Annotated in this window: 16 protein-coding genes and 1 riboswitch; of the genes, 10 read left to right on the top strand and 6 right to left on the bottom strand. The window is 62.6% G+C overall.

Annotated features, from left to right (window positions below):
- The first annotated feature begins 53 nt into the window (after positions 1 to 53).
- From D886_RS0113610 to D886_RS0113595, 4 genes are all read left to right on the top strand, one after another.
- The gene (locus tag D886_RS0113610) at positions 54 to 611 is read left to right on the top strand and encodes a hypoxanthine-guanine phosphoribosyltransferase (RefSeq protein ID WP_027594460.1); all 558 of its coding nucleotides are present in this window, start codon (positions 54 to 56) and stop codon (positions 609 to 611) included.
- Positions 612 to 613: 2 nt separating this feature from the next.
- Positions 614 to 1,087, top strand: coding sequence for a WbuC family cupin fold metalloprotein (locus tag D886_RS0113605; RefSeq protein ID WP_027594459.1), 474 nt, complete (start codon positions 614 to 616; stop codon positions 1,085 to 1,087).
- A gap of 66 nt (positions 1,088 to 1,153) precedes the next feature.
- Positions 1,154 to 1,624, top strand: a complete 471-nt coding sequence (locus tag D886_RS0113600; protein ID WP_027594458.1) for a hypothetical protein — start codon at positions 1,154 to 1,156, stop codon at positions 1,622 to 1,624.
- A 68-nt stretch (positions 1,625 to 1,692) separates the two neighbouring features.
- On the top strand, positions 1,693 to 1,983 hold the full coding sequence (locus D886_RS0113595; protein ID WP_003247360.1) for a PA4642 family protein: 291 nt from the start codon (positions 1,693 to 1,695) through the stop codon (positions 1,981 to 1,983).
- A 167-nt stretch (positions 1,984 to 2,150) separates the two neighbouring features.
- Here D886_RS0113595 and mqo read toward each other — a convergent pair whose 3' ends face one another.
- Complete coding sequence (gene mqo, locus D886_RS0113590) at positions 2,151 to 3,656, bottom strand: malate dehydrogenase (quinone) (RefSeq protein ID WP_027594457.1); 1,506 nt, start codon at positions 3,654 to 3,656, stop codon at positions 2,151 to 2,153.
- An 802-nt stretch (positions 3,657 to 4,458) separates the two neighbouring features.
- On the opposite strand from mqo, the gene D886_RS0113585 reads away from it, so the two are divergent.
- Complete coding sequence (locus D886_RS0113585; protein ID WP_027594456.1) at positions 4,459 to 5,043, top strand: YajG family lipoprotein; 585 nt, start codon at positions 4,459 to 4,461, stop codon at positions 5,041 to 5,043.
- A 70-nt stretch (positions 5,044 to 5,113) separates the two neighbouring features.
- Here the strand turns inward: D886_RS0113585 and D886_RS0113580 are convergent, their stop codons facing one another.
- Positions 5,114 to 5,320 carry a hypothetical protein gene (locus D886_RS0113580; RefSeq protein ID WP_027594455.1) on the bottom strand — a complete coding sequence of 69 codons (207 nt, stop codon included), beginning with the start codon at positions 5,318 to 5,320 and terminating at the stop codon, positions 5,114 to 5,116.
- Between the two features lie 160 nt (positions 5,321 to 5,480).
- On the opposite strand from D886_RS0113580, the gene D886_RS0113575 reads away from it, so the two are divergent.
- Positions 5,481 to 5,741 (top strand): hypothetical protein, encoded by a 261-nt coding sequence (locus D886_RS0113575; protein ID WP_027594454.1) that lies wholly within the window; start codon positions 5,481 to 5,483, stop codon positions 5,739 to 5,741.
- 32 nt (positions 5,742 to 5,773) lie between these two features.
- Here D886_RS0113575 and D886_RS0113570 read toward each other — a convergent pair whose 3' ends face one another.
- Positions 5,774 to 6,943, bottom strand: a complete 1,170-nt coding sequence (locus D886_RS0113570; protein WP_033694199.1) for a 1-acyl-sn-glycerol-3-phosphate acyltransferase — start codon at positions 6,941 to 6,943, stop codon at positions 5,774 to 5,776.
- Between the two features lie 121 nt (positions 6,944 to 7,064).
- On the opposite strand from D886_RS0113570, the gene D886_RS0113565 reads away from it, so the two are divergent.
- The 4 genes from D886_RS0113565 to D886_RS0113550 all read left to right on the top strand — a co-directional run bounded on the left by D886_RS0113565 (position 7,065) and on the right by D886_RS0113550 (position 9,070).
- Complete coding sequence (locus tag D886_RS0113565) at positions 7,065 to 7,250, top strand: CPXCG motif-containing cysteine-rich protein (protein ID WP_027594452.1); 186 nt, start codon at positions 7,065 to 7,067, stop codon at positions 7,248 to 7,250.
- A complete protein-coding gene (locus tag D886_RS0113560) occupies positions 7,250 to 7,510 on the top strand; it encodes a putative signal transducing protein (RefSeq protein WP_027594451.1) in 261 nt (86 codons plus the stop codon). The genes D886_RS0113565 and D886_RS0113560 overlap by 1 nt, the downstream gene beginning before the upstream one ends.
- 15 nt (positions 7,511 to 7,525) lie before the next feature.
- Positions 7,526 to 8,146 (top strand): SOS response-associated peptidase, encoded by a 621-nt coding sequence (locus D886_RS0113555; RefSeq protein WP_027594450.1) that lies wholly within the window; start codon positions 7,526 to 7,528, stop codon positions 8,144 to 8,146.
- 108 nt (positions 8,147 to 8,254) lie between these two features.
- Positions 8,255 to 9,070: a M48 family metallopeptidase gene (locus tag D886_RS0113550; RefSeq protein WP_027594449.1), complete on the top strand. Its 816-nt coding sequence runs from the start codon at positions 8,255 to 8,257 to the stop codon at positions 9,068 to 9,070.
- Between the two features lie 126 nt (positions 9,071 to 9,196).
- Here the strand turns inward: D886_RS0113550 and D886_RS0113545 are convergent, their stop codons facing one another.
- From D886_RS0113545 to D886_RS0113535, 3 genes are all read right to left on the bottom strand, one after another.
- Positions 9,197 to 9,781 carry a TMEM165/GDT1 family protein gene (locus D886_RS0113545; RefSeq protein ID WP_027594448.1) on the bottom strand — a complete coding sequence of 195 codons (585 nt, stop codon included), beginning with the start codon at positions 9,779 to 9,781 and terminating at the stop codon, positions 9,197 to 9,199.
- Between the two features lie 96 nt (positions 9,782 to 9,877).
- Positions 9,878 to 10,010, bottom strand: a riboswitch (yybP-ykoY riboswitch).
- 39 nt (positions 10,011 to 10,049) lie between these two features.
- Positions 10,050 to 11,048 carry a class I SAM-dependent methyltransferase gene (locus D886_RS0113540; RefSeq protein WP_027594447.1) on the bottom strand — a complete coding sequence of 333 codons (999 nt, stop codon included), beginning with the start codon at positions 11,046 to 11,048 and terminating at the stop codon, positions 10,050 to 10,052.
- 55 nt (positions 11,049 to 11,103) lie between these two features.
- A complete protein-coding gene (locus D886_RS0113535; protein WP_027594446.1) occupies positions 11,104 to 12,069 on the bottom strand; it encodes a 2-hydroxyacid dehydrogenase in 966 nt (321 codons plus the stop codon).
- Between the last annotated feature and the right edge of the window lie 28 nt (positions 12,070 to 12,097).

The raw sequence follows: 12,097 nt of genomic DNA, 5'->3' as shown, positions 1-12,097 counted from the left end.
AGCGGATGCGTACCTTTGCCCGCTTTTCCAAAATACCCCCCCTGGAGAGCGCAATGCCCGCCGATCTCGAGCACATCCGTCAAGTCATGCGCGAAGCAGACTGTCTGTACACCGAAGCCGAAGTCGAAGCGGCCATCGCCAAGGTCGGCGAGCAGATCTGCAAAGACCTGCACGACAAGAACCCGGTGGTCTTCTGCGTGATGAACGGCGGCCTTATCTTCTCGGGCAAGCTGCTGACCCACCTGCAGTTCCCGCTGGAAGCGTCGTACTTGCACGCCACCCGCTACCGCAACCAGACCAGCGGCGGCGAGTTGTTCTGGAAAGCCAAGCCAGAAGTCTCGTTCATCGACCGTGACGTGCTGATCGTCGACGACATCCTCGACGAAGGCCACACCCTCAGCGCCATCATCGAGTTCTGCAAGCACGCCGGTGCGCGCTCGGTGCACACCGCGGTGCTGATCGACAAGGACCACGACCGCAAAGCCAGCCCAGACCTTAAAGCCAACTACGTCGGCCTGCCCTGCGTCGATCGCTACATCTTCGGCTATGGCATGGACTACAAAGGCTACTGGCGTAACGCTAACGGCATCTTCGCCGTCAAGGGGCTGTAACCATGCGCCAGCCTGCGTTCATCGACCAATCGCTGTTCGCCGAGCTGGCGCAGAAGGCTGCCGCCAACCCTCGCGGGCGGCAGCACCATAACTTCCATGAGATGGATGAGCCTTGCCACCGCATGGCAGTCGGGCTGCAGCCGACGACCTACATCCCACCCCATCGGCACCTGAGCGACGACAAGGCCGAAGCACTGATCGTGCTCAAGGGGTGCCTTGGCCTGCTGATTTTCGATGAGCACGGTGCGGTGACTGAAAAGCGGGTGCTGCAGGCCGGCGGCGACTGCCTGGGTGTAGACCTGGCGCCCGGTACCTACCACGGGTTGGTGGTACTGGAGCCGGACAGCATCCTTTTCGAGTGCAAGGCCGGGCCGTACCGGCCAGTGGGCGAGGGCGAGCATGCCCACTGGGCGCCGCGTGAAGGCGAGGCCGGCGTGGCCGAGTACCAGGCCTGGATGCGCGCCCAGTTCGATTGATCGCGGGCTCCCGGTACAGGCTGAACACAGCATGCTAGAGTGCCTGTTCAAGCCAAGGAGCCTCACATGCGTGCGATTCTTCCCCTCCTGCTGGCGGTCAGCCTGCCGATCTGTGCCGCCCCGCTGCACAGCCAGTTTCTGCCGCCTGACGACCTGTCCCTGCGCCAGGAAGCGCCGACCGGTCAGCAACTGCTGCAAGTGACCGATTATGCAGTGGTGGTCGGTGCCCAGCGCCAGTCCGACCAGCAACCAATCCCCATCACCGCATCGTTGCAAATGCGCCTCAAGGGCAAGCCGCTGAGCAAGGGCGCCACCATCGCCCAGGTGCTGCTGACCTTTGATGGTGAAGCCGGCAAAAGCTTGAAAAAGCCCGTCTATGACGAGAAAACTCGCACCTTGAGCCTCAACTACCCGGTCAGCGATTACCGCGTGATCATGGACCTGCTGCGCAACGAAACGCTCTACGTGCAGTTTCTGACCTACGGCAACGGCCATATCTGGGCCGACCTGCACACCGGCACCGTACGTACGCGTTGAGGCGCGCGCCCTGCGGGGGGTAAACTGCCGGCCTTCGAAATTCCGTGATGGTCCAGTTGGAGTCGGCAATGCGTAAAGACAAGAAACAGGTAATCGGTGACGAAATCAGCGACGACTACATCAAGTCGTTCCTTCAGTTCGAGCCGGCCGATGGTGTGACTTCGCCGTCGCTGCACAAGCTGGTCAAGGCTTACCGTGGCCTGCGTGTCGACGACTTCGAGCGTTTCGTCGGCTTCTTCGTCGAAGCGGGCCTGGACCTGGATGGCAAGGACGAGCACGGCAAGACCTTCGTCGAACAGATCGCCGACCAGCGCAATGCCCCTGAGTACATCGAGATCATCGATAAAGCCCGCGGCTGATTGTTAAGCCTGTACTGGCCTCTTCGCGGGCAAGCCCGCTCCCACAGGTATTGCACCGCTCTCAAGATCTGTGAAAAACCTGTGGGCTTGCCCATGAAGAGACCGGCACAGGCCAAAACGCAGGCACAAAAAAACGCCCCGAGGGGCGTTTTTTCGTTTCAGCCAGCTCAGGCGTAATGCTTGGCCGGGCTGTCTTCCACCAGTTCCAACGCGGCATCGTTGTCGGCACTGATCTTGTTGTACAGCGCGGCATCGGTTGCCAGGACCTTCTCGCGAGCGGGGAAGATTTCCTTGAGCTTGGCAGCCCAGGCACCTTTGGCCTGCTCGGGGAAGCAACGCTCGATCAGTTCCAGCATGATCGAAACGGTTACCGAAGCGCCCGGCGATGCGCCGAGCAGAGCGGCCAGGCTGCCGTCCTGGGCCGAGACCAGCTCGGTACCGAACTGCAGAATGCCGCCCTTTTTCGGGTCTTTCTTGATGATTTGCACACGTTGGCCGGCCACTTCCAGGCGCCAGTCTTCGGCTTTGGCTTGCGGGTAGAAGCGGCGCAGCGATTCCAGGCGCTGTTCCATCGACTGCATCACTTCGCTGACCAGGTACTTGGTCAGGTCCATATTGTCGCGGGCCACGGCCAGCATCGGGCCGATGTTGCCCATGCGCACCGACAGTGGCAGGTCCATCAGCGAACCATGCTTGAGGAACTTGGTGGTAAAGCCTGCGTACGGGCCGAACAGCAGCGAGGTCTTGCCGTCTACCACGCGGGTGTCCAGGTGCGGCACCGACATCGGTGGCGCGCCGACCGCAGCCTGGCTGTAAACCTTGGCCTGGTGCTGTTTGACGATTTCCGGGTTGTCGCAACGCAGCCACTGGCCGCTGACCGGGAAGCCGCCGAAGCCTTTGCTCTCGGGGATGCCCGACAGTTGCAGCAGCGGCAGGGCCGCGCCACCGGCACCGAGGAACACGAAGCGCGCGTCGACTTCACGGCTGCCGCCGCTGTTGACGTCCTTGATGCTCACGGTCCAGCCGTTGCCGTTACGGCGCAGGCCGACGACTTTCTTGCTGTACTTGACCTGCGCGTCGGGCGAGTCGCCCAGCAGCTTGAGCAGCTTGTTGGTCAGTGCGCCGAAGTTGACGTCGGTGCCTTTCGCCACGCGGGTGGCGGCGATGTGCTGGTCGGCCGGGCGGCCGGGCATCATCAACGGCATCCAATCGCTCATCACGGCCTTGTCTTCGGTGTATTCCATCTCGGAGAAGGCGTGATGCTGCTTGAGCAGCTCGAAGCGCTTCTTGAGGAAGGAAACACCCTTGTCACCTTCGACGTAGCTCAGGTGCGGGACAGGGTTGATGAAGGCACGCGCCGAGCCGAAGTTACCCTTCTTGCTCAGGTAAGCCCAGAACTGGCGCGAGACCTCGAACTGGGTATTGATGTGCACGGCCTTCTTGATGTCGATGCTGCCATCGGCGGCCTGGGGCGTGTAGTTAAGCTCGCACAGGCCAGCGTGGCCGGTACCTGCGTTGTTCCAGGGGTTGGAGCTTTCCGCGGCCCCGGAGTCCATCGCCTCGACGACCTCCAGCTTGAGGGTCGGGTCGAGCTCCTTGAGCAGTACGGCCAGGGTGGCACTCATGATGCCCGCGCCTACCAGTACTACATCAACCGATTCGTTCTGCGCCATTTAACGCGTCTCCACAATCTACAGCTACCTAATTGACAGCATAGGATCCCTGGGTTCGCCAGGATCGCCATGTCCGACTTTTCGCAGTTCTTGCAACTTCCGCGGACACCGCCAATCAGTCTTCGGGTTCGGGTATTGAACCCCGATTGCCACGGGTGCGGCAATTCGACTTATGGTCAAGGTGTCGTGCGTGCGTTATGGAACGGCCTCAGACACTCATCCGGGATGAGCGCAGTTGCCGCCTGTTCAGGGCTGTTCGGGACACATCTGCCGCTTTTGCACATGCCAGACTGTTCATTTGCTCGCCACACTCTCGTGAAGTTGTGAAAACCGTTTTTTCACGCTCTTTTGGAGACGTGAACCTCAAAAGGGGACTGCGCGATGGCAACCCACAGGTTCATGCAGTGCGAAGGGCCGGAAAAGCAGGCACGACAGCCGATGCAAGACCTGAGTGGAAGGCTCTCTGTGGGCGAAGCGGTGAAGGTGCCGGGGTCAAGCGGCAAATGCGGGGCCCGATCAGGAGACGTCCTTATAATCGGGGGGAGATTATAGCGATGTCGAAGGCAGAAAGGTCGTTATTCGTGGTTTTTATTGCAGCGTTTGTCAGGCCAGCAGGCTGTGTTGATGCCAACGGGTGTTTGCGCGGGCGCAAACCCGGGCGCTGGCGGGCAGTGGGCGGCTGGCTGCAACCGGCAATATAAAGCCGGCTACCGCTGCGTACTGCTTTTTCTTGTGGCTTGCCGCTTGTAGGTTGCCGCTAGGTATACTGTGCGCCTTAGCCGCATTTTCTGGAGAAACGCGCATGTTGCAACGTCTGTTGTTCGGTTTGATCGCGGTGGCCAGCCTCAGCCTGGTCGGATGTGCCCACAGCCCGCAACAACTCAGCCCGCAACCCAAGCTCACCGCCCAGCTCGCACCTGTCGGCCACGGTCAGCCGGTGGTGGTCAAAGTGGTTGATGGCCGGGCTTCGCAGTCCCTGGGCACGCGCGGTGGCATGTACCCCGAGACCAGCACCATCAGTGTCAGTGGCAATGATGTGCTGCCCAAGCTGCAGGCCCAGGCCGAAGCCGCTTTGCGCCTGCTCGGTTTCACCCCGACGGCGAATGCCTACAATGCCCCGCAGTTGACCGTGACCCTGGCCGAGCTTAAGTACCAGTCGCCCAAGGACAACCTGTACGTGACCGAGGCCACCATCGGTGCCACCTTCCGTGCCGACGTGGCCAACGCCAACCGCCGTTACAGCGGCCGTTACGGTGCTTCGCTGGACCAGCGTTTCGGCATGGCGCCGAACCAGGAAACCAACACCAAGCTGGTCAGCGACGTGCTGAGCGACGCCCTGACCCGCCTGTTCAAAGACCCGACCATCGGGCAAGTACTGGGCGAATAAGCGTTCAGCCCTGCTAAAACAAACCCGCTGCCTGGCTGACAGGCAGCGGGTTTGTTTTTTTGGGGGGGCTTCAGGCCGCCTGGATATGGAAGTCCAGCAGGCTGAAACCGGTGGCCACATCCACCTCCGGCAAGTCCTGATGCGCGTGCCCACCCAGCGCGCAATAGACCAGCCACTGGCGGTCCTGCACATTGATGGCAAAACCGTCGATCAACGCCTGCTGTTCGTCGCTCTGGGCTACGAGATAGAGGCGGTCCTGGTTTTCGGCGTGCAGCATGAACGAGCTCCGGATCGGGAAAAGGCCGACAGAGTGGCCTGTTCTGATGACGAACCTGTGACAGATGAAATTTAGTGACACTTTGTCGCCGAGCCCGAGCGCCCACGCCGGACTTGGGTAGAATGCCGGCCTTTGCCGTCCTTCAAACCGAGGTTGTGTAATGTCGTTGCAAGTGCTCTGGGGGTTTCTGGCCGCCCATCCGACCAAGCTGATCAACCTGCTGGCGTTGCTGATGACGTGCCCCGGCGGGATGCTGCTGCACAGCGCACGGCGGCGCGAGGCTGTCACGCGGGAAAGCCTGGCGGTGGATGAGGGGGTGGTGGATGCGTTTGACCTGAGGGTGCCGCGTTACTTCTATATTCTCGGTTTTTCGTGCCTGGCCATGGCGCTGCTGCTGTCCTGGTTCAGTACCTGGGTGTAAAACCTTGGGGCTGCAAAGCAGCCCCGGGTTGATCAGGCAACTGGCGTTTGCTGCTTGACCTGGTACTGGTTGCGCACCGGCGTCGCGTATTGCAACACCAGGTACGGCCGCTGTTCTTCAGGGCAAGCTTCCAAGCGACGCTGCCATTCTTCCTTGGCACGCGCCAGCTCTTCGCCTGGGAACACCTTCTCGGCGCTCGGCACTTGCAGTGCCTCATCCTTCTCGTCCCACATCGCGTAGGCCAGGTAGTGCACCGGGAACAACCGGTAGCCACCGAGGACCTGCCGGTCGATTTCGGCTGCCAGCTGCTTGGTGTCCTCGAAGTACTCGGTCACCGGCGCGGCAAAGTTGATGTGCACTCGGCCTTTGTAGCCGGTGATGCCCTTGGCGATGCTGTTGTCGTCCTCGCCCGGCGCCTTCTTGTAGGTGCCGGTGGTGGCGCGGATGTACAGCTCGCGGGCCTTGGCCTGGTCGCAGGGGTCGTACTCGTAGCTGATCGAAACCGGCGTCAGGTTCAGGCTCTGAATGACCGCGCCGAACGGCTCGTCCTTGCGGCTCATGTGGAACATCTTGAGGATCGCCGAGTCGGTACGGTCGTCGCCGTCCTTGGCGCGGCCTTCGGCCTGGGCGATCCAGATCGATGCGCCATCGTTGCGGATCGAGTGGTTGATGTAGGCCGAGAGCAGTTGGTAAGCCGCCAGCTTCTCGCGACGACCGCTGAGCGAGCGGTGCACAATGAAGCTCTTGTTCAGGCGCATCATGTCGCTGACGAAGGGTTTTTGCAGCAGGTTGTCACCGATGGCGATGCGCGGGGTCGGCAGGCCGGCGTGGTACACGGCGTAGTTGACGAAGGCCGGGTCCATGACGATGTCGCGGTGGTTGGCCAGGAACAAGTACGCGGTGCCAGCCTTGAGTTGCTCGACGCCCGAATAGGTAACGCCGTCGGTGGCGCGCTCGATGGTCTGGTCGACGTAGTATTCGACTTTGTCCTGCAAGGTCGACACGCAGGTAACGCCGGCGAATTCCTTGCGCAGGCGGCGGGCGATCAGTGGCTTGAGCAGCCAGCCGAGTGGGGCGGCAGCACGCGGGAAGCGGAAGTGGGTGAGGATATCGAGGAATGCCGGGTCGCTGAGCAGGCGTGCCAACACGGCAGGGACCTCAGCGTCGTCGTACGGTCGGATGGCATCGAATTCGCCCATCATGCTCTCTTGTTGGAAACGGCTAGGGTAATAGGTAGGGACGGGGTTCGAAAAACGGCTCGAACACGCACAGGCCCTGTAATCAGACCGGCAATTATACGCATAAGTCACCGTGGAGGCCGCGATGCTGGAAACTGACTTCTATGATTGCCCGTATTGTGGCGAACGGGTGGAAACCACTGTCGATATCTCCAGTGGCGACCAGGTCTATACCGAGGATTGCCAGGTCTGTTGCCAGCCAGTGGTGTTCATCCTGCAGGTGCACGGTGACGAATGGATGCTCGAAGTCAGACGCGAGGACGATGCCTGATGCAACGGATCTACGAACCGGAAAGCCTGCTGGAGGCTGAAATGCTGGTGGGCATGCTGGCCAGTGAGGGCATCTCGGTGCACCTGGTCGGCCGCGACCTGGTGGGTGCTGCCGGTGAGCTGCCGATGCAGGGTTTGCTGGGGCTTGCCGTGCCCGACGAGCAGGCCGAGTACGCACGGCAGCTGATCGATGCGTACAATGATGCCCAGCCACTGGTTGGTGACGAACCGGAGAGCTATCCCGGTACCTTGATCTGCTAGGTAAAAAATTCGCCCATGTGTGGACGTTACGCCCTGTTTCGCTGGCCCCAGGCCCTTGCCAGTCTGCCGGGCTTCCCCGTCGGCCAGCCGGCACAATGGAATATCTCGCCCGGTGCGTCGGTGTTGATCCAGCGCCAGGTCGACGGCGAGCTTGGCTTGGCCAAGGCACGCTGGGGCCTGACGCCAGCCTGGCTCACCGACCTTTCCCGCACGCCTGCCCATGCCCGAGCAGAAACCCTTGCCGAACAGCCGATGTTCCGCGAAGCGTTTCGCCAGCGCCGCTGCCTGATGCCGGCCAATGGCTTTTATGAATGGCGCGGTACGGTGCGCAAACGCCCCTACTGGCTGACCCCGGGGGAGGGGTCGTCACTGTATTTTGCGGCGGTGTGGGAGGCCTATCCGGTGCAGGACCAGGTGTGGCTGAGCTGCGCGGTGGTGACCCAAGCAGCCATGAACCAGCGCCGGCCGTTGATTCTGGACGAGGCGGGGCAGGCGGCCTGGCTGGACTCTGATACGCCGATCACACGCCTGCAGGAACTGCTGGCCAGCCCCCCGGCTACGCTGCGTGAGCGGGCGTTGGCAAACTTCGTCAATGACCCGAAACTGGATGCCCCGGAGTGCCTGACGCCGGCCTGACCCCGGCCAGAACGCGCGGCCGTGCAGCCGGTAAAATTCTTCCCTGCGGCTATGGCGGGTCCAGGCGACTAGGCCTAGGATACGCCGCATGTAAAAGGGAGTGTTTCCATGCGTAAGTCATTTGTTGTCAGTGTGTTGAGTGCCGGTATCCTGCTGGCAGGCTGCCAGGCGGTGAATACCACCAGCGGCGGAGCCGTCGGTGTCGAGCGCAAGCAGTACATGTTCAGCATGCTCTCGACCGATGAGGTCAACCAGATGTACGCCCAGTCCTATCAGCAGACCCTAGGTGAGGCGTCGAACAAGGGCGTGCTGGACAAGTCCAGTGCCGATGCCAAGCGCGTGCAGGTGATCGCTGACCGGTTGATCGCCCAGGCGCCGAAGTTTCGTCCGGATGCCGCCCAGTGGAACTGGGAAGTCAACGTGATCAAGAGCGACGAGCTCAACGCCAACTGTGGCCCTGGCGGCAAGATCATCGTTTACACCGGCCTGATCGACCAACTCAAGCTGACCGATGCCGAGATTGCTGCGGTGGTCGGTCACGAGATCGCCCACGCCCTGCGTGAGCACAGCCGCGAAGCCATGTCCAAGGCCTATGGCGTGGAAATGGCCCGTCAGGGTGCGGGTGCCATCTTCGGCCTGGGACAAAGCAGCATGGCCATGGCCGATACCGTGGTGAACTACGCCATGACCTTGCCCAACAGCCGTGCCAATGAGAACGAGGCGGACCTGATCGGCCTGGAGCTGTCGGCACGTGCCGGTTACGACCCGAATGCCGCGATCACCTTGTGGAACAAGATGAGCAAGGCTTCCGAAGGCGCGCCGCCTGAGTTCATGAGCACTCACCCGGCGTCCGAAAGCCGTATTGCCTCGTTGCAGGCCGCGATTCCGAAGGTGATGCCGCTGTATCAGGCTGCCAAGAAGTAATCTGCGTCCTGTAGGAGCAGCCTTGTGCTGCGAAGAGGCCGGTGACAGCGCCGAAGGTCTACTGTGCTGTCACTGGCCTCTTCGCAGCGCACGGCTGCTCCTACAGGTCAGCCTACCCAGCGACTATCAGCCCACCCAGCCACTGGCCTTCATCGCCGAATACACCGCCACCACCGCCAGCACGAAGAACGCGGTAGCCGCCAGTCGGCGAATCAGGGTCAACGGCAGTTTGTCTGCCGCAAAGTTACCCGCCAATACCACCGGCACGTTGGCAATCAGCATGCCCAGTGTGGTGCCGATGATGACCATGATCAGGTGCGGGTATTGCGCGGCAAGCATGACTGTCGCCACCTGGGTCTTGTCGCCGATCTCGGCCAGGAAAAACGCAATCAGCGTGGTGAGGAACGGGCCGAAGCGGCGCGCCGGGTTTTCATCGTCATCCATCTTGTCCGGCACCAGTGTCCACAGCGCCGTGGCAGTGAAGCTGGCGGCCAGGATCCAGTGCAGCGCCGAGTCGCTGAAGAACCCGCCAACCCACGCACCGACGGCGCCCGCGGCGGCATGGTTGGCCAGGGTAGCGGCGATGATGCCGGCGATGATCGGCCAAGGCTTACGGAAGCGAGCGGCGAGAATGAGCGCGAGCAGTTGCGTCTTGTCGCCGATTTCGGCGAGGGCAACGATGGCGGTGGGGACCAGCAGGGATTCCAGCATCAGGTTTCCTACGGGGGCGGGTCGACACGGCTATGACACGTACAGCCTTCCCGCCCCGGGTAAGGTGTGCGTGTCATAGGTCTTGTCAAACCGCGGATCCGTCTGTGCGGATCTCTCTATGCAGGCTCTGCATAGTGGGTCGCACGCGCCATGGCCTGTGGGCCAAGTATGTTGACGCGTGCCGGGCGAGCTGGGTGCTCGCGGGAGACTACTCCCCTAGGACGGTGCGGATTCTGCCTAGCCGAAGCGGTTTCGGCAAGCGCTGTTTTTAACCGCGTGTTGCCTGGTAGATCCGGAAACCGTCCGCCTCGGCGCGTACCTGGCAGTTACCCAAGGCCCCTTCGATCAGTGGCTGGTAGCGTAGGAAGCTATTGGCAACAAGGCGCATTTCGCCACCTTTTCGCAGATGAACGCCAGATTTTTTCAGCAAATTCTCCGAAGCCTGGTAATTGGTGTGCACCCCGGTATGAAACGGCGGGTTGCTCAGGATCACGCTCAGCTCGGCAGGGGCCGCGTCGATGCCATCACCGCTGATCACTTCACCTTCCAGGCCGTTGGCGGCCAACGTCAGGCGGCTGGCTGCCACGGCAAACGCGTCTACATCAAGCAGGGTCAGCCGGCTTTGCGGGTAACGGCGTTTGACCGTGGCGCCCAGCACCCCAGCACCGCAACCGAAGTCCAGCACATGCCCGCTTGGCAGGCCATCCAGGTGTTTGAGCAGCAGGGCGCTGCCGCGATCGAGGCGACCGTGGCTGAACACGCCCGGCAGGCTGACCACCTGCAGTGGGCCATCTTCGAGGTCGAGTTCGAAGCGCTCGGCCAGGCTTTCCAGCGGCGTGGCCGCAGGCGCGTGGTCAACGGTCACCTGCCACAACTGGCAATGCCGGGCGCTGTCGAGCTTGCGCGGTTTGCCAAAGGCCTGCAGTTGCTTCGCCGCGCCTTCGATGCCGCCGCGTTTCTCGCCGACCAGGTACAGCTCGCGCCCGGCCAGGCGCGAGGCCAGGGCGTTGAGCAGGTAGGCGGCCAGCTCGCGGGACTTGGGCAGGAACAGCACAGCGCTGTCGAAGGCCACCGGGGGGGCTTCGACACCGTAATGGCTACGGCCAGCGAAGCGGCCCTCGAGCATGGCCTGGTCACCGGCATGCCAGGTCCAGCCATGGGCCATGGGCAGGTGGCCGAGCAGGTCGTCGGCGGGCGCGCCGGCGAGCAGCAGCGGGCCTTGGAACAGGTCCGCCTGGCGGAGCAACACTTCACTGCGCGGGTCCATGGACGACGCCTCCTGTAAAAAAAGTCGCGCAGTGTAGCAGAGGCTAACGCTGCGCTCAGCTGACCACGCGGCGTGGCTGACCGGCGAAATAGGCCTGGGCATTCTCGCTAAGCTGGCCGACGATGCGCTGGCGCGACTCCACTGCGCCCCAGGCACTGTGCGGGGTGATGATCAGCCGCGGGATATCGCCTGCCAGCAGCGGGTTGCCGTTGACCGGTGGCTCGACGCTCAGCACGTCAGTAGCGGCGCCACCCAGGTGGCCTTGGCGCAGGGCGTCGGCCAGAGCCTGTTCGTCGATCAAGCCACCCCGTGCGGTATTCACCACCAGGGCGCCGGGCTTGAGCAAGGCCAGCTCACGGGCCCCGATCATGTGCCGGGTATGCTCGTTCAGCGGGCAATGCAGGGTCAGCGCGTCCACTTGCGGCAGCAGGTCTTCCAGGGGCATGCGGTCGGCGCGCTCCGGGCGGCCGGGGATCTGCCCGCTCAAGACGCGCATGCCGAAGGCTTCGGCCAGGCGCGCCACTGCGCCGCCCAGTTCGCCATGGCCGAGCAGGCCGAGGGTCTTGCCCTCCAGCTCGACGATGGGGAAGTCCAGCAGGCAGAACTGGCTGGCCTTGGCCCATTGGCCGTCGGCCACTGCCTGGTTGTAGTCGCACAGCCGCGTGGCCAAGGCCAGCAGCAGGGCGAGGGTATGCTGGGCCACCGACGGCGTGCCGTAGCCCTGGCAGTTGCACACGGTGATGCCTTGGGCGCGGGCCGCCGCCAGGTCGACATTGTTGGTGCCGGTGGCGGCCACCAGGATCAGCTCGAGCTGCGGGTTGGCCGCAAGGGTCGCGGCATCCAGCATGACCTTGTTGCTGATTACCGCAACGGCGCCCTGCAGGCGTTCGGCAACCTGCTCCGGACGGGTGGCGGCAAACAGCTCGAATGCGTCGAACTGGTCCCGCAAAGGGGACAGGTCGAGGTCACCCAAGTCCAGTGACTGGTGATCGAGAAACACGGCGCGACGCGGGCTGGGCATGGGGTTCTCCGGTGGCAGGACGGGAAAT

Source organism: Pseudomonas sp. LAIL14HWK12:I7 (assembly GCF_000483465.1).
In the GTDB taxonomy this organism is placed as follows: Bacteria; Pseudomonadota; Gammaproteobacteria; order Pseudomonadales; family Pseudomonadaceae; genus Aquipseudomonas; species Aquipseudomonas kermanshahensis.
Note: the sequence above shows the minus strand (reverse complement) of the source record. Positions and strands in the feature narration are given on the sequence as shown.

Coding starts and splice junctions, on each gene's coding strand:
- D886_RS0113575 (WP_027594454.1), top strand. CDS start 5,481: ATGTCGTTGCAAGTGCTCTGGGGGTTTCTGGCCGCCCATCCGACCAAG.
- D886_RS0113600 (WP_027594458.1), top strand. CDS start 1,154: ATGCGTGCGATTCTTCCCCTCCTGCTGGCGGTCAGCCTGCCGATCTGT.
- D886_RS0113585 (WP_027594456.1), top strand. CDS start 4,459: ATGTTGCAACGTCTGTTGTTCGGTTTGATCGCGGTGGCCAGCCTCAGC.
- D886_RS0113570 (WP_033694199.1), bottom strand. CDS start 6,943: ATGATGGGCGAATTCGATGCCATCCGACCGTACGACGACGCTGAGGTC.
- D886_RS0113540 (WP_027594447.1), bottom strand. CDS start 11,048: ATGGACCCGCGCAGTGAAGTGTTGCTCCGCCAGGCGGACCTGTTCCAA.
- D886_RS0113595 (WP_003247360.1), top strand. CDS start 1,693: ATGCGTAAAGACAAGAAACAGGTAATCGGTGACGAAATCAGCGACGAC.
- D886_RS0113545 (WP_027594448.1), bottom strand. CDS start 9,781: ATGCTGGAATCCCTGCTGGTCCCCACCGCCATCGTTGCCCTCGCCGAA.
- D886_RS0113535 (WP_027594446.1), bottom strand. CDS start 12,069: ATGCCCAGCCCGCGTCGCGCCGTGTTTCTCGATCACCAGTCACTGGAC.
- mqo (WP_027594457.1), bottom strand. CDS start 3,656: ATGGCGCAGAACGAATCGGTTGATGTAGTACTGGTAGGCGCGGGCATC.
- D886_RS0113610 (WP_027594460.1), top strand. CDS start 54: ATGCCCGCCGATCTCGAGCACATCCGTCAAGTCATGCGCGAAGCAGAC.
- D886_RS0113550 (WP_027594449.1), top strand. CDS start 8,255: ATGCGTAAGTCATTTGTTGTCAGTGTGTTGAGTGCCGGTATCCTGCTG.
- D886_RS0113560 (WP_027594451.1), top strand. CDS start 7,250: ATGCAACGGATCTACGAACCGGAAAGCCTGCTGGAGGCTGAAATGCTG.
- D886_RS0113605 (WP_027594459.1), top strand. CDS start 614: ATGCGCCAGCCTGCGTTCATCGACCAATCGCTGTTCGCCGAGCTGGCG.
- D886_RS0113580 (WP_027594455.1), bottom strand. CDS start 5,320: ATGCTGCACGCCGAAAACCAGGACCGCCTCTATCTCGTAGCCCAGAGC.
- D886_RS0113555 (WP_027594450.1), top strand. CDS start 7,526: ATGTGTGGACGTTACGCCCTGTTTCGCTGGCCCCAGGCCCTTGCCAGT.
- D886_RS0113565 (WP_027594452.1), top strand. CDS start 7,065: ATGCTGGAAACTGACTTCTATGATTGCCCGTATTGTGGCGAACGGGTG.